The organism is Delftia sp. Lp-1, assembly GCF_020523835.1.
In the GTDB taxonomy this organism is placed as follows: Bacteria; Pseudomonadota; Gammaproteobacteria; order Burkholderiales; family Burkholderiaceae_C; genus Comamonas; species Comamonas acidovorans.
On the sequence record NZ_JAJALJ010000001.1, the window covers coordinates 3,510,819 to 3,529,303 of the forward strand.

General features: G+C 69.2%; 18 protein-coding genes. 4 read left to right on the plus strand and 14 right to left on the minus strand.

The annotated features are described in order from the left end of the window. Positions 1-25 precede the first annotated feature (25 nt). The 4 genes from cobO to LGR64_RS15825 form a co-directional block, all read right to left on the minus strand. The gene (gene cobO, locus LGR64_RS15810) at positions 26-595 is read right to left on the minus strand and encodes a cob(I)yrinic acid a,c-diamide adenosyltransferase (protein ID WP_013803210.1); all 570 of its coding nucleotides are present in this window, start codon (positions 593-595) and stop codon (positions 26-28) included. A 63-nt stretch (positions 596-658) separates the two neighbouring features. Beyond that, positions 659-1,315 carry an aspartate/glutamate racemase family protein gene (locus LGR64_RS15815; RefSeq protein WP_013803211.1) on the minus strand — a complete coding sequence of 219 codons (657 nt, stop codon included), beginning with the start codon at positions 1,313-1,315 and terminating at the stop codon, positions 659-661. Positions 1,316-1,332: 17 nt separating this feature from the next. Further along, positions 1,333-2,250 (minus strand): amino acid ABC transporter substrate-binding protein, encoded by a 918-nt coding sequence (locus LGR64_RS15820; RefSeq protein ID WP_230356040.1) that lies wholly within the window; start codon positions 2,248-2,250, stop codon positions 1,333-1,335. Positions 2,251-2,321: 71 nt separating this feature from the next. After that, positions 2,322-3,665: an aspartate aminotransferase family protein gene (locus tag LGR64_RS15825; RefSeq protein ID WP_230356041.1), complete on the minus strand. Its 1,344-nt coding sequence runs from the start codon at positions 3,663-3,665 to the stop codon at positions 2,322-2,324. 159 nt (positions 3,666-3,824) lie between these two features. On the opposite strand from LGR64_RS15825, the gene LGR64_RS15830 reads away from it, so the two are divergent. Further along, on the plus strand, positions 3,825-4,703 hold the full coding sequence (locus tag LGR64_RS15830) for a MurR/RpiR family transcriptional regulator (RefSeq protein WP_230356043.1): 879 nt from the start codon (positions 3,825-3,827) through the stop codon (positions 4,701-4,703). Here LGR64_RS15830 and LGR64_RS15835 read toward each other — a convergent pair. Genes LGR64_RS15835 through LGR64_RS15860 form a run of 6 tightly spaced genes read right to left on the minus strand, consistent with a single transcriptional unit; the run spans position 4,700 to position 10,204 of the window. Then, positions 4,700-5,497 (minus strand): aminoglycoside phosphotransferase family protein, encoded by a 798-nt coding sequence (locus LGR64_RS15835; RefSeq protein WP_230356045.1) that lies wholly within the window; start codon positions 5,495-5,497, stop codon positions 4,700-4,702. The two genes, LGR64_RS15830 and LGR64_RS15835, sit on opposite strands and share 4 nt — an antisense overlap. 16 nt (positions 5,498-5,513) lie before the next feature. Then, positions 5,514-6,317 carry an ABC transporter ATP-binding protein gene (locus LGR64_RS15840; RefSeq protein WP_230356046.1) on the minus strand — a complete coding sequence of 268 codons (804 nt, stop codon included), beginning with the start codon at positions 6,315-6,317 and terminating at the stop codon, positions 5,514-5,516. Continuing rightward, complete coding sequence (locus tag LGR64_RS15845; RefSeq protein WP_230356204.1) at positions 6,314-7,297, minus strand: FecCD family ABC transporter permease; 984 nt, start codon at positions 7,295-7,297, stop codon at positions 6,314-6,316. The genes LGR64_RS15840 and LGR64_RS15845 overlap by 4 nt, the downstream gene beginning before the upstream one ends. A 41-nt stretch (positions 7,298-7,338) precedes the next feature. Next, positions 7,339-8,217, minus strand: a complete 879-nt coding sequence (locus LGR64_RS15850) for an ABC transporter substrate-binding protein (protein ID WP_230356048.1) — start codon at positions 8,215-8,217, stop codon at positions 7,339-7,341. Then, positions 8,214-8,807, minus strand: coding sequence for a bifunctional adenosylcobinamide kinase/adenosylcobinamide-phosphate guanylyltransferase (locus LGR64_RS15855; protein WP_141833879.1), 594 nt, complete (start codon positions 8,805-8,807; stop codon positions 8,214-8,216). Before LGR64_RS15855 ends, LGR64_RS15850 begins: the two co-directional genes overlap by 4 nt. Continuing rightward, positions 8,804-10,204, minus strand: coding sequence for a cobyrinate a,c-diamide synthase (locus LGR64_RS15860; RefSeq protein WP_230356049.1), 1,401 nt, complete (start codon positions 10,202-10,204; stop codon positions 8,804-8,806). Before LGR64_RS15860 ends, LGR64_RS15855 begins: the two co-directional genes overlap by 4 nt. Before the next feature lie 316 nt (positions 10,205-10,520). Here LGR64_RS15860 and LGR64_RS15865 point away from each other — a divergent pair, with 316 nt between their 5' ends. The 3 genes from LGR64_RS15865 (at position 10,521) to LGR64_RS15875 (ending at position 12,375) form a co-directional block, all read left to right on the plus strand. After that, entirely contained in the window at positions 10,521-10,730 is a 210-nt protein-coding gene (locus tag LGR64_RS15865) for a hypothetical protein (RefSeq protein ID WP_012204637.1), read from the plus strand. 33 nt (positions 10,731-10,763) lie between these two features. Continuing rightward, on the plus strand, positions 10,764-11,165 hold the full coding sequence (locus LGR64_RS15870) for a cell division protein ZapA (protein ID WP_141833885.1): 402 nt from the start codon (positions 10,764-10,766) through the stop codon (positions 11,163-11,165). Between the two features lie 391 nt (positions 11,166-11,556). Next, on the plus strand, positions 11,557-12,375 hold the full coding sequence (locus tag LGR64_RS15875; RefSeq protein ID WP_230356051.1) for a sulfite exporter TauE/SafE family protein: 819 nt from the start codon (positions 11,557-11,559) through the stop codon (positions 12,373-12,375). Here LGR64_RS15875 and LGR64_RS15880 read toward each other — a convergent pair. The 4 genes from LGR64_RS15880 to hemN form a co-directional block, all read right to left on the minus strand. Beyond that, a complete protein-coding gene (locus tag LGR64_RS15880) occupies positions 12,339-14,825 on the minus strand; it encodes a bifunctional diguanylate cyclase/phosphodiesterase (RefSeq protein ID WP_230356054.1) in 2,487 nt (828 codons plus the stop codon). The genes LGR64_RS15875 and LGR64_RS15880 overlap by 37 nt on opposite strands. Beyond that, positions 14,822-16,168 (minus strand): HD-GYP domain-containing protein, encoded by a 1,347-nt coding sequence (locus tag LGR64_RS15885; protein WP_268868957.1) that lies wholly within the window; start codon positions 16,166-16,168, stop codon positions 14,822-14,824. Before LGR64_RS15885 ends, LGR64_RS15880 begins: the two co-directional genes overlap by 4 nt. Positions 16,169-16,237: 69 nt before the next feature. Then, entirely contained in the window at positions 16,238-16,954 is a 717-nt protein-coding gene (locus tag LGR64_RS15890) for a sulfite exporter TauE/SafE family protein (protein WP_012204632.1), read from the minus strand. A gap of 5 nt (positions 16,955-16,959) precedes the next feature. Then, positions 16,960-18,342, minus strand: coding sequence for an oxygen-independent coproporphyrinogen III oxidase (gene hemN, locus LGR64_RS15895; protein WP_034391810.1), 1,383 nt, complete (start codon positions 18,340-18,342; stop codon positions 16,960-16,962). Between the last annotated feature and the right edge of the window lie 143 nt (positions 18,343-18,485).

The following is an 18,485-nucleotide window of genomic DNA, read 5'->3' on the forward strand; positions in this document are numbered from 1 at the left end:
CCGCAGGCCGGGCCTGCGGGCGGCATCAGTCCTCAATACCACGCTGGGCGGGAATGCCGGCCTGGAAGGCGTGCTTGACCAGTTCCATGCGCGTGACGGTATCGGCCACGGCAATGATTTCCTCGGGGCAGCGGCGGCCCGTGAGCATGACGTGCACATGGCGCGGGCGGTCGGCCAGGGCCTGCAGCACAGGCTCCAGCGGCAGCCAGCCATAGATCAGCGGATAGGTGATTTCGTCGAGCACGACCAGGAAGTGATCACCCGAGAGGATGGCGGTGCGCGCACGCTCCCAGCCCTCGCGCGCGATCTGGGCCGACCGCTCATGGTCCTGGCTCTTCCAGCTGAAGCCGTCGCCCAGTCCCTCGATGGGCATGCCCAGTTGCTCGAACATGCGGTGCTCGCCAAAGCGCGCGGTGGGCACCTTCATGAACTGGAAGATCTTGACGGACTTGCCCCTGCCATGCGCGCGCAGGGCCAGGCCGAAGGCCGCCGTGCTCTTGCCCTTGCCGTCGCCGGTGTTCACCAGCACCAGGCCACGGCGTTCGCCTTCGGGCTTTTCATAGGGCTTTTCCGTCGGGGCCTGTTCGATCTGCATGGGTCTGTCATCCTCAAAAGTTGCACGCGCTGCGGCGGGCATGCGCTGCAGCGGAGCGCCACTTTAACCGAGGCGGACGCCCAGCCGGCGCTGCAGGGCACGCACGGCGCTGTCCACCGTGGTGAGCACGGGCAGGCCCGTGGCGGCCTCGCAGGCGGCGCGGGCACGCGCCATGCTGAACTGGGCCAGCGCAATGCGCGTGCAGCCACGCGCGGCCAGGGCCCTGGCCTGCTCGACCACCAGGCGGTCATGCGTGGCGGTGTCGCCCCGGTTGAGCGCGTCCATGGCGCCATCGGCCAGGGCGGGCACGAGTTCGATGCCGGCCGGAAACTCCGGCGGCATGGACTGCAGCGTGGGCGCGAAGCTGGAGATCAAACCCAAGGCCCCCTGCTGGCCCTGCACGGCCTCTTCGATCATGGCCTCGTTGGGCTTGAGCACGGGCAGCGGCGCATGGCGCGCGGCCACGGCCTCGATGCAGGGGCCGAAGGCCGAGCAGGTGAACAAGATCCCCTGCGCGCCCGTGTCCACGGCGTACTGCGCAAGGCGCTGGAAACGCTCGTGCATGGCGGCGTCCAGCCCGCGCCCGTTGCGCGCCAGGTCGGCCGAGAGGCTGTCGTCCAGAAGGTTCATGCGAACCGCCTCGGGCCAGTCGCGCGCAAAGGCTTCGTTGATGGGAGCGACGGAGTGGCTGAGGGCGTGGATGAGGGCGATGCGGGTCATGGATGCGTGCAATAAGTTCAGATGCCCTTGGACGAGGGATGGGCGAAGGCCTCGCGCGTCTCGGCGTTGAGCGGGTAGTTGATGTTGATGTTCCTGGGCGGGATGGGCGACATGAACCAGCGGTTGTAGAGCTTTTCCATCTCGCCGGACTGCATCATGCCCGTCACCACGCGGTCCACGATCGCCTTGAAGCCGGCATCGTCCTTGCGCAGCATCAGCGCCTGGTTCTCGGTGCGCAGGCTTTCGCCGGTGATCAGGTAGTCCTGCGGGTTCTTGGCATTGGCGATCTGGCCGGCGAGCAGGATGTCGTCCAGCACAAAGGCCTGGGCACGGCCGCTCTCCACCAGCATGAAGGAGTCCGAATGGTCCTTGCCCGAGAGGTTGGTGACGTCGAGGTTGCGGCCTCGGTCCGCCTCGCGCAACAGGCGAAAGGACGTGGTGCCCGCCGTCGTCGCCACGGTCTTGCCCTGCAGGTCGGCGACGGAGCGCAGCCCCGAGTCCACGCGCACCAGCATGCGCACGTTGTAGCGGAAGATATCCGGCGAGAAGGCCACCTGCTTTTGCCGCTCCACCAGGTTGGTGGTGGAGCCGCACTCCAGGTCCACCGTGCCGTTGGCCACCAGCGGGATGCGGTTGGCCGAGGTCACGGCTTGATAGCGCACCTGCAGTGCGGGCAGCTTGAGCTGGGCCTTGACCTCGTCCACGATGCGCCGGCAGATGTCCATGCTGTAGCCCACGGGCTTGAGATCGCCATCCAGATAGGAAAAGCCGAACGAGGACTCGCGGTAGCCCAGCGTGATGGCCCCGGCCTGCTGGATCTTGGCGAGCGTGCCGCTGTCCTGGGCATGGCTGGCGGCCAGCGGCAGCAGCGCGGCGATCAGGGCGCTGGTCACGGCCAGGGCCGTGCGCTTCAGGGTCGGGCGGGATGGGGTCATGGGGACACTCCTGTGGCGGGGTTGGGGAAAGCGTGGAAATGCGTGGAAATGCGCGCAAGCGCAGGAACGGATCAGAGAACCTGGGCGAGTGCGGCCTCGATGGACTCGGCCAGGCGCGTGGCAATGGTCTGCAGCTGTTCCCGCGTGGCGATGAAGGGCGGCGCCAGCAGCACGTGGTCGCCCGCACGGCCATCGGCCGTGCCGCCGCCGGGGTAGCACAGCAGGCCGCGCTGCATGGCTTCGGTCTTGATGCGGGCGTTGAGCTTCAGGCCCGCATCGAAGGGTGCCTTGCTGGCGCGGTCGGCCACCAGCTCCACGCCCCAGAAGAAGCCGCGCCCGCGAATGTCTCCAACGTGCTCGCCCACGCGGCGGCGACTGCCCAGGGCCTGCGCCAGCATCTGCCCGAAGGCTTCGCCATCGGTACGCACCTTGTCCAGCAGGCCGTCGCGCCGTATCACGCGCTGCACGGCCAGCGCCGCCGCGCAGGCCACCGGGTGGCCCAGGTAGGTATGGCCGTGCTGGAAGAAGCCGCTGCCGCGCGACATGGCATCGACGATGCGCCCCTGCGCCAGCACCGCGCCCACGGGCTGGTAGCCACCGCCCAGGCCCTTGGCCACGGTGATCAGGTCGGGCACCACGCCTTCCTGCTCGCAGGCATGCAGGGTGCCCGTGCGGCCCATGCCGCACATGACCTCGTCCAGGATGAGCAGCACGCCGTGGCGGTCGCACACCTCGCGCACGGCCTTGAAGTAGCCGGGCACGGGCGTGAGCACGCCGGCCGTGGCGCCGCCCACGGTCTCGGCCACGAAGGCGATCACGCTGCGCGGGCCGTGGACGCCGATAGCCGCATCCAATTCGTCGGCCAGGCGCTGGCCGTATTGCTCTGGAGTTTCATCGTCGCGCTGGTCGCGGTAGGCATTGCAGGGCGAGACATGGGTGGCCGGCACCAGGATGGGCGCGAACGGCGCGCGCCGCCAGGCATTGCCGCCCACGGCCAGCGCACCCAGCGTGTTGCCGTGGTAGCTCTGGCGGCGTGCGATGAAGTGCGTGCGCTCGGGCTGGCCGATCTCCACGAAGTACTGGCGCGCCATCTTGAGCGCGGCCTCCACGGCCTCGGAGCCGCCGCTGACCAGGTAGGCGTGGCTGGTGCCTTCGGGCGCGCCGCGCACCAGTTCCTGCCCCAGTTCCTCGGCCACCGCAGTGGTGAAGAAGCTGGTGTGGGCATAGGCCAGCCGGTCGATCTGATCATGCATGGCGGCGATCACGTCGGGATGCCCGTGGCCCAGCGAGGATACGGCCGCGCCGCCCGAGGCATCGATATAGCTACGCCCCTGCGCGTCGCGTATCTCCAGGCCGCTGGCGGCGACGGCGACGGGGGGCGTGTGGTGCAGATGGCGATGGAACACATGGCTCATGGCAGTTCTTTCAAGGAACAAATGTTTCATCACATTATTTGGCGGAACATTTGTTCCGTCAACAGAGATTTCAACAACAGCCGTTCCAAGCCAGACCGCGCCTGGGCTACAGTCGGCGCAGCCAACACCGCCCTTTTCCCCCTTTTCTCCTGAAAACCCATGTCCGTTCAAGACGACATCCGCCAGCGATTTGCCGAGTTGAGCCCGGCCCTGCAACAGGTGGCCCGCTTCGTGCTGGAGCATCCCAACGATGTGGTTACGGCCTCCATGCGCAGCGTGGGCACGCGCGCCGGCAGCCCGCCCGCCACGCTGGTGCGGTTTGCGCAGTGGCTGGGTTTTGACGGCTGGCCGCAGCTCAAGCAGGCCTTCGCGCAGGACATGGGGCTGGGCAGCGACGAGGCCTACGGCCAGCGCGCCAAGGCCCTGGTGGGCCGCGCTGGCGACCATGACCTGGTGGGCGAGACCTTCGAAGTGCACCGCCGCAATCTGGAGGCCACCGAGCGGCGCCTGGGCGATGCGCTGCAGCAGGCCTGCGCACTGCTGGAAAAGGCCCGCAGCGTGCATGTGGCGGGCTTTCGCGCCAGCTACCCCGTGGCCTTTTCCTTTGTCTATGTGTACCGGCTGCTGCGCGCCAGCGTGCACCTGCTGGACGGCCAGGGCGGCACGCTGGAGATGCAGTGCCGCGCCATGGAGCGCGGCGACGCCCTGCTGGTAGTCGCCTTTGCGCCCTACTCGCGCGAGGCACTGGCCGTGGCCCAAGCCGGCAGGGATGCGGGCTGCCGCATTGTGGCGCTGACCGACAGCCCCGCCTCGCCCCTGGCGCTGCTGGCCGACGCCACGCTGCTGTTTTCGCTGCACAGCCCGTCGTTCTTCCCCTCCATCACCTCGGCCGTGGCGCTGTCCGAGGCCCTGGTGGAACTGCTGGCCAGCCGCGCCGGCAAGGGCGTGGTGCAGCGCATCGACCAGGCCGAGGAGCAATTGTTTGCCAGCGGCGCGTATCTGGAGGCACCTCGGTCGAGGAAAGCCGGTCGCGACTAGCCCAAGGCCGAAGCCGCCATTTGCGCCACAGCCATCGCAGCGCCAGGATCGTCACCGTCTTCCATGCTCCAGACCGCAGACAGTCCTGACCAGGCCAGCACCCATTGCAACAGGCGCCTTTGCTCTATGCCCGAGACTTCGGCAATGGTGGCCATGCGGCGCGCAAAGCGCCCCGGCGCCAGTGCGTTGGCGCGGTCGGGATTGCTCAGGATGTTGGCGTAGTCAAAGCCGCGCTCGCCGTGCAGGCCCTTGGGATCGATAGCCAGCCAGCCCAGGGGGCCGAAGTCCAGCACATTGCCGTGGTGAAGGTCACCATGCAGCACGATCACGTCGCGCGGTGCGGCCAGCAGCTCGCGCGCCGTGGTGGCGCACAGGCCGAGCAGGCTGGCGGTTCCATGGCCTTGTGCAAGCAATGCATGGAACCACTGCGTCAGCGGCACCAGGGGTGGCAACGCCTTGGCGCGCGGCAGGTGCAGGCGCTTGGCAGCGGTGCACAGGATGCGCGTGGCCTCCTCATCGCGCGCGCCACGGGCCATCTCCACCAGCGATTCGGGTCCTGTGGCGCGCAGCATCAGCAAGGCCGGCCCTTCATGGGCCAGCACGGGCGCGGCACCATCGCCATTCCACCAGGCCATCAGGCGGGCACCGGCCACCTCTTCGGGCTCCAGCGCAATCTTGAGCATGGCGGGCGTGCCGCCCTGGCGCACGGGCAGCAACACACCGCGCGGCGTGTACAGGGGCTGGCCATCGATGGTCAGAGCCCAGCGGCTCAGATACGGCGCATGGAGAGACATTTTTTCCAACAGGCGATCAGGGAGCCGCAGCTTGCCCCCGCAGCCGTGGCAGGGCCAGCCACTGCCCGTCGACGGCGCGGATGCGCAGCCGGTGCTCGAACACGGCCTCCAGCGCCGCATGCGTGGCCGCGTCGGCGCAGGCACCCTGGTGCACCACTTGCCCCTTGTCGAGAATGACCAGGTCCTGGGCCTGCAAGGCCATCGATATCTCATGCAGCACGCTGACCACGGTGCGGCCCTGGGCGACCAGGGCCTGCACGCATTCGAGCCAGTCGGCCTGGTGCGGGGGGTCGAGGTTGGCCAGGGGTTCGTCCATCAGCAGCACGCGGGCCTGCACGGCCAGGGCGCGCGCCAGCAGCACGCGCTGGCGCTCCCCGCCCGAGAGACTGCCCACGCTGCGCATGCGCCAGTCCCAGCCCTGGGTCTGGCGCAGGGCCTGCTCCACGGCGGCATGGTCGGCAGCGCCGGGCGCAGCCAGCCAGCCCTGGTGCGGCAGGCGGCCCAGCATGACCACGTCATGGACCCGCATGTCGCCGGCCACGGGCTGGTTCTGGCCCAGCCAGGCGAGCGAGCAGGCCCGTTCCCGCGCACTCCATTGCCGCAGCGGGCGGCCCAGGAGCTCCACCTCCCCTTGCACGCCAGCGCCGGACTCCATGCCTGCCAGGGCGCGCAGCAGCGTGGATTTGCCTGCGCCATTGGGGCCGACGATGGCGGTCCAGCGGCCGGTGGGCAGGGCCAGGTTCAGGCCGCCCAGGACCTGTCGATCGCCCAGGCGAACCTTCAGGGCGCGCGCTTGCAGGGCGGGGGCCAGTGCCGTCATGCGCCCTCCCCGCCGCGCAGGGCGTGGCGGCGGTGCATGAGCCACAGCAGGTAGCTGCCGCCCAGCAAGGCCGTGAGCGCGCCCACGGGCAGCTCCTGCGGGGCGATGAGCCAGCGCGCCAGCAAGTCGGCGGCCAGCAGCAGCACGGCGCCCATGCCCGCGCTGAGCACCAGCAGCCAGCGGTACATGGAGCGCACCATGGAGCGCACCAGATGCGGCGCGGCCAGGCCGACGAAGGCAATCAGCCCGGTCTGCGCCACGGCCGTGCCGGTGGCCAGCGCCAGCAGCAAGATGAGCACCATGCGCAGCGGCGCCAGCGGCAGGCCCAGGCTGTGGGCCGTGGCCTCGCCCAGGGACAGGCCGTCGAGCACGCGGCCCAGGCACCAGGCGCCCAGGGCGGTGGCCAGCAGCACGGCCAGCATCAGCGCGCAGGCGCCCCAGCCGATGAAGGAGGTGCTGCCCAGCATGAAGGCCTGCATGGCCTGCATGATGTCCGGGTTCATCAGCAGCACCAGCGATGCGGCCGCGCCCAGCACCACCCCCACCACCACGCCGGCCAGCAGCAGGCGCATGGTGTTGTGCACGCCCTGGGCCAGCACCAGGGTCAGCAGCACGGCCAGGGCCGCGCCCGCAAAGGCCGCGCCCGTGACACCCAGGCGCGCCAAGCCCGCCAGTGCGAAGGGCGAGGCGCCCAGCGCCGCCATGCTCAATGCAACGCCCAGCGAGGCGCCCGAGGCACTGCCCAGCAGATAGGGATCGGCCAGCGGATTGCGGAACACGCCCTGGGCGATGGCCCCGGCCAGCCCCAGCAGGCCGCCCGCCAGCCACGCGCCCGCCGTGCGGGGCAGCCGGATCTCGGTGACGATCTGCCAGGACAGCGGATCGCTGCGCGCTGCCCACACGCTTTCCCAGCCCGTGCTGCCCACGCCCGCACCCAGCAGCATGAGCAGGGCACTCACGACCAGCAGGGCCAGTGCCATCCAGGGCGCGGCCAGGCCGCGGTGGAGCCTGCGGGCCTGCCTCACTGTGCGGCCCCGTTCAGGCAACGCGCCATCAGTGCAGCGCCCTCGGCCATGCGCGGGCCGGCGCGCACCAGCACGTCCAGCTCGGCCGGCACAAAGCGGCAGACGCGCCCGGCCTGCATGGCACGCAGGCGGCCCCAGCCCGGATAGGGCTCGCCCGATGTGCCCAGGCTGCGGTCGCCGCCCAGGATGAAGTCCGGATCGGCGCGCACCACGAATTCAGGGTTGATGCGCGGGAACGGCCCCAGCTGCGCTCCCACGATGTTGCGCATGCCCAGGCGCGCCAGGGTCTCGCCGATGAACGAAGACTCGCCTGCGGCAAAGGGGCCGCGGTTGACCTCGAAATACACGGTCTGCCCGCGCAGCGCGGGGGCCATGCTGCGCTCCACCTCCTGCATGCGCGCCTCGATGGCGGACCAGACGCGGTCGGCGCCCTGCGCGGGCGGCAGGTCCAGCAACTGACCCACGGTGCGCAGCACGGCCTGCGCATCGGCATGGGTGCGCGGCTCCAGCGCCACGACCTTGAGGCCCAATGCCTGCAGCCGCGCCACCGAGCGCGATGCCATGGACACCAGCACCAGATCGGGCTTGAGCGCGACGATGGCCTCGATATTGGGGTCCATGCCGCCGCCCACCACAGGCAGGGTCTTCACATGGGCCGGCCAGTTCGAATAGCGGTCCACGCCGACCAGGCGCTGGCAGCCGCCCAGCTCGCACACGGTCTCGGTCAGCGAGGGCAGCAGGCTGACGATGCGCTGCGGCGGCTGTGGCAGCTCCACCGGAACGCCCCGCCCGTCCGTGACCCGGATGGCAGCCTGCGCCGCAGACAGCGCCAGTGCCAACGCCAGGCCCCACAGGGCGGGACGCCATGGACTCACGGCTGCGGGCCCTTGAGCGCCAGCGGCAGGCCGGCGCACATCAGCGTGACGGTTTCGCAGCTTTGCGCCGCACGCTGGTTGAGCACACCCAGCGCATCCACAAAGGCCCTCACCTGCGATCCCAGCGGGATCACGCCCAGGCCGATCTCGTTGCCGACCAGGATCACCGGGCCGGGCGCAGCTTGCAAGGCGGCAAGAAAGGCCGTGCATTGGCCCGCCCATCCGCGCGCCAGTTCCTCGGAAGGCTGGGCCGGCATCATCCAGTTGGTCAGCCACAGCGTCAGGCAGTCCACCACCAGCAGGCGCTGCGGCGTGCTGTGCCGCGCAAGCATGGCGGCCAGGTCCAGCGGCTCCTCAAGCGTGACCATGCCGGGCACGCGCTCGGCGCGGTCGCGCCGGTGGCGGGCGATGCGCTCGCGCATTTCGTCGTCCCAGGGCTGGCCGGTGGCGATCAGCGCGGCCTCGCGGTCCAGGGCGCCATCGAGCCAGGCGCGGGCCAGCAATTCGGCACGGCGCGACTTGCCGCTTTTCTGGCCGCCCAGAATGAGTTGGCTGCGCGCAAGCGAATAGGTGGAGATCTGGTCGGTCATGACGCCTGGCCTGCGGGAATGTCAGCGCCCAGCAGCGCCGCCACGGCGCGCGGCTGCGAGGCAAACCAGGCATGGAAATAGCTGGCGTGCACGCTGCCCTGGCGGTACAGCGCCTCGCCCCGGTCGGGCTGGGGGGCCTGGCCCGGACGGCTGCTGCGCCCGGCCTCGGCCATGGACGTGTCCAGCCGGCTGTAGTGGAAGGTATGGCCGCGCAACAGGCCCCAGGGCGTGGGCAGTTGCTGCATGCCCAGGCCGGCCAGGCGCGGCTGCAGGCGTGCATGGCCGGGCAACAGGCCCCAGAGGTCCGTGGTCCGGCCCGCAGTGTCGGTCAGTCGTTCGCACAGCGCCAGCATACCGCCGCACTCGGCCCAGACCGGCCGGCCGGCTGCCACGTGGGCGGCAATGTCACCGCGCAGCGCGGCATGGGCGGCCAGCGCGTCCAGGTGCAGTTCCGGATAGCCGCCGGGCAGCCACAGCGCATCGCACTGCGGCAGGCGCTCTGCGGCCAGGGGCGAGAAGAAGGCAATCCGCGCACCCATGGAACGCAGGCAGTCGAGGTTGGCCTGGTAGATGAAGCTGAAGGCCGCATCACGCGCCACCGCCACGGTGCGGCCCGCCAGCCAGGGCTGCACGGCTTCGGCAGGTTCCGGGCACGGTTCAAAGTCCACGGACCAGTCCTGCCAGCTGGCGCCCTGCCCGGCTTCGGCCTGCCAGGGCAACTGGCCCAGCGGCGTGGCCAGCAGCGCATCGGCGGCCACGTCCAGGCGCTGCAGGGCATCGTCCAGCTCATGCGCGGCAACCAGGCCCAGGTGCCGCTCGGGCAGCAGCGAGGTGGCGCCTGCGCCCTGCACCCGCGCCAGCGCGCCCAGCCACAACGAAGGCTCGCGCAGGCCGGCACGCAGCAGGTCGGCATGGTGGGCGCTGCCCACGCGGTTGGCCAGCAGGCCGGCCCAGCGCAGGCCGGGCCGGTAGTGCTGCAGGCCATGGGCCAGTGCGCCAAAGGTGCCGGCCATGCCCGAGGCGTCGATCACGGCCAGCACCGGCAGGCCCAGCCGCTCGGCCACATCGGCCGCGCAGGGCGTGCCGTCGAACAGGCCCATGACGCCTTCCACCAGGATGAGGTCGGCCTCGCAGGCGGCGGCGTGCAGGCGCGCACGCATGTCGGCCTCGCCCGTCATCCACAGATCGACGCTGTGCACGGGCGCACCGCTGGCCAGCTCGTGCCAGTGCGGGTCCAGGAAGTCAGGGCCGCACTTGAACACGCGCACGCGGCGCCCCTGGCGCGCATGCAGCCGCGCCAGCGCAGCCGTCAGCGTGGTCTTGCCCTGGCCCGAGGCCGTGGAAGTGATCAGCAGCGCCGGGCAGCGTGCCCCGCCCCGGCCAAGGTCAATATTCATGTGTATTTGTTTGCTCCGTGCGACGCTGCCTTGAACCGGCCGCTCCGCCAACGCGGCGCATTGTAGTGCGCACCCCCGCCGTATCCGCACCCTACCCGCACCGCGCCCGCAACCAATGCTTACGCATTACACCCCGCCGAAGCAGACGTGTCCTACACATGGCGCTACGATTTTGTGAGACAGTCTGCCGCCTGCGCTCGAATACCTGAGCACGGCGCTGACGTCAAGCCTTCTAAGCCCCCCTGCTATCAGGTTTCCTCGGATACTTCCACGGAATGCGCTCACTTCGTTCGCACGTCCTACAATCTCAGCGTCTATGACCTCCCAGACTTCCCTCGACCACATTGCAGAGCGCGTGGAGCGCCTGCTGGTTCGCCACGAGGAACTGCAACGCACGAATGCGCTACTCGCCGAACAGGTGGCGGCCCTGACCCAGGAGCGTGATTCACTGCGCTCGCGGCTCAACGCCGCACGGGCCCGCGTCGATGCCCTGATCGAGCGCCTGCCCTCCAACCAGGGGGCTTGACCCCCTTCGCAACCGCCGACGTCCCGAACGCCCATGAAGCAGATCGAAGTGCAAATCCTGCAGCAAAGCTATGTGCTGACCTGCCCCGATGGCCAGGAAGAGCGTCTGCTCGAGGCCGTGCGCCGTGTGGACACGGCCATGACCCGGATCCGCGACAGCGGCAAGGTCCGCTCGCGCGAGCGCGTGGCCGTGCTGTCCGCGCTGAACATGGCCTTCGACGTGCTGGACCGCGAAGCGCAGGAAAGCGCCATGGCCACGGCCCAGGCCGAAATGCAGTCCCTGCATGACGAGGTCACTTCGCAGCATGCCGCCCAATCCATGCCGCCCGAGCCCAGCCCCGAGGAACTGGCCGAGCGCCAGCGCCAGCAGGCCCTTGCCGAGCAACTGGTGCTGCGCCTGGACCAGGCTCTGGAAGGCGATGCACGGCTGCTCTGAGCCGCTGCACTTCCCGTCCATCCAACGGCCTCTTCGGAGGCCGTTTTTCATGGCATCGGCCATGTCAATGGAAAGCCCATGCCGTTCAAAGAACTTGATTGCGGGCCTGCTCAATCGCCGTAGAATGGAGGCGTCTGCAAACCCGCCGGGCTTTATAGTTCCTTGGACCAATGCTCTATGAGCCCGGGCTTGGTACATTGCCATTCGAGCGTGATCGTCTCGCGTTAGATGAACCCAACGTCTGGCTGCCCTTGCCCCCCTGAACCCCGGTTCAGGATGACGGCCCGGTGGTCTTTGCAGACACCTGATTCCAACCCGGCGCACCTCCATGGTGCGCCGGGTTTTTTGTTGCCCTCCCCTCCCCGCCCATCCACTACCGACCTTCTGCCGCATGCCTGACCTGCTGTTTCTCGAACTGGCCCTGCTGGGCCTGTGCTCCGGCTTCCTGGCCGGCTTGCTGGGGGTGGGCGGCGGCATGGTGCTCGTGCCGTTTCTGACCTACTTCCTCGACAAGCGCGGGGTCGGCCCTGACCTGTCCGTGAAGATGGCGATCGCCACGGCCATGGCCACCATTGTGTTCACCTCGATCTCCAGCCTGCGCGCCCACCATGGGCGCGGCGCCGTGCGCTGGGACATCGTGCGCAGCCTGGCGCCGGGCATCATCACGGGCGGCCTGCTCGCCAGCCTGGGCGTTTTCGCGCTGCTGCGCGGCAAGTACCTGGCACTGTTCTTTGGCGTATTCATCGGCTACATGGCGCTGCGCATGCTGCGCAGCAACAGCCAGCCCGCGGCCACGCGCGCCCTGCCCGGCCCGCTGGGGCTGTACGGCGCGGGTACGGGCCTGGGCTTCATCTCGGGGCTGGTGGGTGCGGGCGGGGCCTTCATCAGCGTGCCCTTCATGATGCGCTGCTCGGTGCCCATGCACATGGCCGTGGGCACCAGCGCGGCGCTGGGGTTTCCGATTGCCGTGGTGAATGCGGCGGGCCTGATCTTCACCGGCGCGGGCGACGCGGGGCGCCCCGAATACTCGCTGGGCTACCTGTGGCTGCCGGCCCTGCTGGCCTTGGCCTGCTGCAGCGTGCTGACGGCACCGCTGGGGGCACGGGCCGCGCACCGGCTGCCCGTGGGCCAGCTCAAGCGCATCTTTGCCACGCTGCTGTTCGGCCTGGCGGCCTACATGCTCTGGAAGGGCTTGAGCGCAGGCAACTGAGTGCTCGCGGCCTGGGCCATTCTCTGCCGGTAGGCGATGGCGCCAATGCCGGCGCGCTGGGCCTGCAGGCATTCGCCGAACTGCTCGCGCGGCAGGCCAGGCGCGCACAGAAAGCCCTGGAAGTAGTGGCCCTGCATGCGGTGGATGGCCGTCAGCTGCTCGTGCGTTTCCACGCCCTCGGCCACGATCTCCACGCCCAGCGCCAGACCCAGGCTGATGATGGCGCCCACAATGGCCTGGTCGCCCTCGTCGCTGGGCAGGCCGCGCACGAAGCTCTGGTCGATCTTGATCTTGGAGATGGGCAGCTTCTTCAGGTAGGCCAGGTTGGAGTAGCCGGTGCCGAAGTCGTCAATCACCATGCCCACACCCAGATCGGCGATCTGGCACACGCGCAGCGCCATGTCCTGGGCGTCCTGCAGCAAGATGCTTTCCGTCAGCTCCAGCTCCAGCAGCTGGGGTGTGAGGCCGTAGCTGCGCAGCAGCTCGGTCACCCGCTCGACAAAGCCTGACTGGCGGAACTCCAGCGCCGACACGTTGACCGAGACCTTGATGGGCATGCCCTGCTGCTGCCAGCGTGCAGCCTCCTGCACGGCCTGCTCCATGACCCAGGCGCCCAGCGTGACGATGTAGCCCGACTCCTCGGCCAGCGGGATGAAGACACCCGGCGAGACCACGCCGAATTCGGGATCGGTCCAGCGCAGCAGCGCCTCGGCCGCGACGATGCGGTCGCTGTCTATGTGCACCTGCGGCTGGAAGTAGACCGCCATGCGGCCATGCTCCAGCGCCTGGCGCATGGCGTGCTCCAGCTTCATGCGCGACAGCAGGCCGGCGCTCATCTGCGGCTGGTAGAAGCTGAAATGGCCCCGGCCCCGCTCCTTGACGCGGTACATGGCGGTGTCGGCCTGGCGGATCAGTTCATCCAGCGTGAGGCCATCGGCCGGGTACTGGGCCACGCCGATGCTGCACTGCACGGAGAAACCCAGGCCGTCGAGCAGGAAGGGGCGCTCCATCTCCTGCAGGATGCGCTTGGCCACCGAAGCGGCCAGCTCGGCGTTGCAGCCCTGCAGATAGAGCACGAACTCGTCGCCACCCAGGCGGCACAGGATGTCCACGGGCCGCATGCAGTCGCTCAGGCGCTGCGCAACCAGCTTGAGCACGCGGTCCCCGAACTGGTGGCCCAGCGAGTCGTTGATGATCTTGAAGCGGTCCAGGTCGATGAACAGGATGCTGAACACCGTGCCGCCTGCGCGCGCGGCCTCGATGGCTGCATCCACGCGCTCCGTGAGGTTCAGGCGGTTGGGCAGGCCGGTGAGCGCGTCGCTGTAGGCCAGCTGTTCAATGCGCTGCTGGGCCACGCGCTGCTGCGTGAGGTCGCGCATGAAGCCGATGCTCTGCACCACGTCGCCCTGCGCGTTGCGCAGCGGCACCCAGGACAGGCGCACGGCGCAGCGCGCGCCGCCGGCCTGGCGCAGCCACAGGTCGCCCTCCCAGAAGCCGCCCTGGTGCCACTGGATGCGGGCCAGGTCGCCCAGGGTGTCGGCCTGGCCTTCGGCGGCCTCGAACAGCGACTCCACCGTGCGCCCCTGCACGGGCATGCCGCCCAGCAGGCGTTCGCAGGCCGGGTTGGTGCGGGCCACATCCATGTAGCCGTCGGCGATGAAGATGCCGTCCAGGCTGGACTCGAAGACGCGCGCGGCCAGCTCCAGGCCCGCCTGGGTCTGGGCCTCGGCCGTGATGTCGCGGAAGGAAAAGATCCGCCCCATGGGCAGGCCCCGGCGAAGCTGGGGCACGGCGCGGCGCTCCAGGATGCGGCCGTCGCGCAGGTCCAGCACGTCGGCCGCCTCCATCAGGGGCTGGGCCGACAGCAGCTTCAGCTGGCGCGCATAGGATTCGGCATCGCGCACCTGGCTGGCCAGGTGGTCGAGGATGGCCACGTCGTTGCGGCGCACCAGCAGCGCCTCGGGAATGCCCCAGAGCGTGGCAAAGCGATGGTTGAAGGCGCGGATGCGGCCATCGGGATCGCAGACCAGGATGGCGTCGGCCGCGGACTCCAGCGTGGCGCGCAACTCGCCCAGCAGGCTCTCGAACTCGGCCTCGTGCAAGGCCTGCTCGCGCCGGTCCAGCATGCTGACCAGCAGCACCTCGCCGTCGAGCGCGCGCACGCGCATCTCCACGGGCGCCAGTTGGCCATCGGCGCGGCGCACCTCGGCAATGAACTGGGCTCCGGCCTGCCAGTTGAAGGGATCGCTCCAGAAAGCCTGCTGCTGCGGCGTGGCGGCCAGCACCTGCACGGGCAGGCCCGGGGCCGCATCGGCCTCATAGCCGGTGACGGATTCGCTGGCGGCGTTGGCGCGCAGCACCTTCAGGGTGCGCGCATCGATCAGCCACAGGGCCTCCTGCAGTGCATCGAGCAGACGGGGCCAGGCGCGGTTGAGCGCTTGCTTGTTCAAGACGCCACCTTCGATGGATCCAACTCCACCGCCCGTTCAAAGTAATAGCAGACACGCCGGCGCGGCGACAGGTAGTCCAGCGCATCGCGCGGCAGCTGCGCGGGCGCCACTCCCCGGCGTATGCCCAGCTCGGGAAACAGCTCCAGCGCCAGCACGGGCGCCTGCGCGGCCGGCACGCCGGCATCGTGCACCATCACCGAGGGCTTGAGCGGGCGTGATGCATTCACGGACATGACCATGGCATGGCGCCCGTCGGTCAGCTCCACCACCGAGCCCGGAGGGAACACACCCATCATGCGGATGAAGCCATTGAGCACGGGCGCGGCGAACTTGTCGCGCAGCCGGCTGAACAGCATGGACAGGGCCTCGTGCGGCGTATGCGGCGTCTGCGCATCGCCAGGGTTGCACAGGCGGTCATAGGTGTTGACCAGGGCCAGGATCTGGCCCGTGAGCTCCATGTCTTCGGCCACCAGGCTCAGCGGGAACCCCGTGCCGTCGGCCCATTCATGGTGCTGGGCGATGGCCGTGGTGACCTGGGCCGACAGGCCCATGCGCATGGCAATGGCCACGGATTCGCCCACATGGCGCTCGTAGCGCTCGCGCAGGGCGTCGGGCACGGAAGGCTCCAGGGCCAGGCCGTGCATGCCTTCGACACCGGCCACGGGCTTGCCCGCGTCATGCAGCAGCGCCGCCAGGCCCAGGTCGCGCAGCAGCGATTCCTGCAGGCCCAGGGCCCGGCCCAGCAGCAGGCTGAGCACGGTCACGTTGACGGCATGCACGCTCTGGCTGCTGCCCACGCCATCGGACAGCAGGTGAATGGCCACGTCCTGTGGTCCCGCCAGTTCGGCCAGGCAGCCATCGACCAGGGCCTCGGTGGGCATGCGCGCCTGCTCGGGCGCGCTGGCGATGGTGGTCTCTATGGCCACATAGCCGCGCTCCACCTTCTGAAAGCGCGCATTGCAGTCCTCCAGCCGGCCGCGCCAGTCGGGCACGGACAGCAGCAGCGGTGCTGGCGCAGGTTCGGTGGGTGCAGGCTCGGGGGCCACCACGACGGGCGGCAGCTCCTGCGGCGGCGGGGTGCGCACCTCGGCGGGCCAGGTGTCGCTTTTGTGCGGGACACAGCGCACCACCTCCAGGCCCAGGGATTTCAGGGTCTGGATCTGTGCGCTGGAGGTGATCTTGAAGCTGCTGACCGGAAAGGGATGGTTCAGCCACCCAACATCGAGCTGGACAAACATGCCCGGACGGAGGTCTCGGATATCGATGAGGACGGAATGGTTCACGCGCGGCAACGGCCCCGAGGCTGAAGGAATCGGCAATATGTAAGCCGATGATTCGGGCATTATCTCCAGTTCTGAGGGCCTCGCAGCCAATCCGCGACCCCAGGTGCCAAGTCTGGCCTCAGCTGTTGCTCAACGGCACCAGAGGCTGGGCTTGTAGATCAGGTCCATCCACAGCGCCCAGACGGCCACGCCCACCAGCATCAGGCCGGCCAGGCGCGTGCCCCATTCGGCGCGCAGACCGTTCAGGCGCTGCCGGCCCAGCCGCCACAGCCAGGGGCCGGCCACCAGCCACAGGCCGCTGCCCACGCCAAAGGCCGCCATGGCCAGCGCGCCCTGCAACGGGCCGCCGCTGAGCGCGGCGACCAGCACGGCCGAATACAGCAGTCCGCAAGGCATGAGCGCCCAGGCATAGCCTGCCGCCAGCGTGCCGCCCGGCGCCGACACCCAGGGCTGCACGCGCCGCCAGGCGGCGCGGCCGGCTGACTCCAGCCAGGCGGGCTGGCGGGCCTGCACCATCATGGCCAGGCCCCAGGCCATCACGGCGACATGGGTCAGTGTCCAGAACGGCTGCAGCGCCGTGGTCTGGCTGGTGAGCCAGGACAGGCTCTCCATGGCCAGGGCCGAGGCAGCGCCCAGGCTGGCATAGCCGGCCAGACGGCCGCCGTGGAACAGCGCCGTGCGCAGCCACAGCCGGCTTTGCAATCCATGCACGGCCACCACCTGCGAGCCGCCGCCCTGCCCCGCCCCGCCCGTGACCACGCCGCAGGGCGCAGCGCACATGGCAAGGCAATGGGGCCCGCCGACGAGCCCCATGATCAAAGCGGTCCAGAGCAGCGACAACAGCATGGGGCCTAGATGATCCTCGAAAACCGCGCCCGGTTCTTGTCCGCCTGCAGATATCGGTCAAACAGCATGGCCACGCCGCGCACGAAGTACCAGCCCATGGGCGTGACCTGGAAGCCCTCGTCGCTGATCTGCACCAGACCCTTGGCCTGCAGGTCCTCCAGGGCCGCCATCTCGGGCGCGAAGTACTCGCGAAAGCCCAGCAGCCAGGCCTGCTCCATGGGCTCGAACAGCACGGCGCCCTGGCACATGATGGCCATGATGACGGCGCGGCGCACCAGGTCGTCGCGCGACAGCGCCAGGCCCCGCACCACGGGCAGGTGGCTGGCGTCGATGGCGTCGTAGTACTCCTCCAGCGTCTTGGCGTTCTGGCTGTAGCTGGCGCCCACCTTGCCGATGGCCGACACGCCCAGCGCGATCAGGTCGCAGTCGGGCTGGGTGCTGTAGCCCTGGAAGTTGCGGTGCAGCCGGCCCTGGCGCTTGGCCACGGCCAGCGAGTCCTCGGGCAGGGCGAAGTGGTCCATGCCCACGTAGACATAGCCACCGTCCATGAACGCGGCGATGGAACGCGACAGCATGGCCAGCTTGTCGGCCCCCTGGGGCAGATCCTCGGCCGCAATGCGCCGCTGCGGCTTGAAGCGCTCGGGCAGGTGGGCATAGGCATAGAGCGCGATGCGGTCGGGCCGCAGCGCGTTGACCTGGGCCAGCGTGCGCTCGAAGGATTCGGGCGTCTGCTTGGGCAGGCCGTAGATCAGGTCCACGTTGATGGAGGCAAAGCCCAGCTGCCGCGCGGCCGCCACCAGCTCGAACACCTGCTCGGCCGGCTGCACGCGGTGCACGGCGATCTGCACCTGCTCGTCGAAGTCCTGCACGCCGAAGCTCAGGCGGTTGAAGCCCAGCTCCTTGAGCACGGCCAGGCGCTCAACGCTGACGGTGCGCGGATCGACCTCGATGGAGTACTCGCCACCCGGCTCCAGCTTGAAATGCTCGCGCAACAGGCCCATCAGCGTGCGCAGCTCGTCGTCGGAGAAGAAGGTGGGCGTGCCGCCGCCCAGGTGCAGTTGGCTGACGGTCTGGCCCTTGCCGCAATGGGCCGTATGCAAGGCCATCTCGCGCGCCAGGTAGTCCAGGTAGACGGCGGCGCGATCGTGGTGGCGCGTCACGATCTTGTTGCAGGCGCAGTAGTAGCAAAGCGACTCGCAAAAGGGCACGTGCACATACAGCGACAAAGGCATGGCACGCGCTGCGGTACTCGATTTGCGTTGTTGCAGCGCCAGGATATAGTCCTCTGCACCAAAGGCCTCGACAAAGCGGTCGGCGGTAGGGAACGAGGTGTATCGGGGCCCCGGTACGTCAAAGCGACGCAGCAGCTCTGGGGTGACAGCGGTCATGGGTTTTTTCCTCTAATACCTCGACTGTGCCGCAGCACATCGGTCATGTCCTTGACTCATATCAAGAGTTGTTTGAGGGACTGCTGCGACAATTTGATCCAACTCATCGCAATCCACGAGGTCACCGCCGGCACGCTGTGTGC

Excerpts from the sequence above, each read along its gene's own strand:
- LGR64_RS15820 (WP_230356040.1), bottom strand. The coding sequence starts at position 2,250 with ATGACCCCATCCCGCCCGACCCTGAAGCGCACGGCCCTGGCCGTGACC.
- LGR64_RS15885 (WP_268868957.1), bottom strand. The coding sequence starts at position 16,168 with ATGCCCGAATCATCGGCTTACATATTGCCGATTCCTTCAGCCTCGGGG.
- cobO (WP_013803210.1), bottom strand. The coding sequence starts at position 595 with ATGCAGATCGAACAGGCCCCGACGGAAAAGCCCTATGAAAAGCCCGAA.
- LGR64_RS15845 (WP_230356204.1), bottom strand. The coding sequence starts at position 7,297 with ATGGCACTGGCCCTGCTGGTCGTGAGTGCCCTGCTCATGCTGCTGGGT.
- hemN (WP_034391810.1), bottom strand. The coding sequence starts at position 18,342 with ATGACCGCTGTCACCCCAGAGCTGCTGCGTCGCTTTGACGTACCGGGG.
- LGR64_RS15865 (WP_012204637.1), top strand. The coding sequence starts at position 10,521 with ATGACCTCCCAGACTTCCCTCGACCACATTGCAGAGCGCGTGGAGCGC.
- LGR64_RS15875 (WP_230356051.1), top strand. The coding sequence starts at position 11,557 with ATGCCTGACCTGCTGTTTCTCGAACTGGCCCTGCTGGGCCTGTGCTCC.
- LGR64_RS15840 (WP_230356046.1), bottom strand. The coding sequence starts at position 6,317 with ATGACGGCACTGGCCCCCGCCCTGCAAGCGCGCGCCCTGAAGGTTCGC.
- LGR64_RS15860 (WP_230356049.1), bottom strand. The coding sequence starts at position 10,204 with ATGAATATTGACCTTGGCCGGGGCGGGGCACGCTGCCCGGCGCTGCTG.
- LGR64_RS15830 (WP_230356043.1), top strand. The coding sequence starts at position 3,825 with ATGTCCGTTCAAGACGACATCCGCCAGCGATTTGCCGAGTTGAGCCCG.
- LGR64_RS15835 (WP_230356045.1), bottom strand. The coding sequence starts at position 5,497 with ATGTCTCTCCATGCGCCGTATCTGAGCCGCTGGGCTCTGACCATCGAT.
- LGR64_RS15825 (WP_230356041.1), bottom strand. The coding sequence starts at position 3,665 with ATGAGCCATGTGTTCCATCGCCATCTGCACCACACGCCCCCCGTCGCC.
- LGR64_RS15870 (WP_141833885.1), top strand. The coding sequence starts at position 10,764 with ATGAAGCAGATCGAAGTGCAAATCCTGCAGCAAAGCTATGTGCTGACC.
- LGR64_RS15890 (WP_012204632.1), bottom strand. The coding sequence starts at position 16,954 with ATGCTGTTGTCGCTGCTCTGGACCGCTTTGATCATGGGGCTCGTCGGC.
- LGR64_RS15855 (WP_141833879.1), bottom strand. The coding sequence starts at position 8,807 with ATGACCGACCAGATCTCCACCTATTCGCTTGCGCGCAGCCAACTCATT.
- LGR64_RS15815 (WP_013803211.1), bottom strand. The coding sequence starts at position 1,315 with ATGACCCGCATCGCCCTCATCCACGCCCTCAGCCACTCCGTCGCTCCC.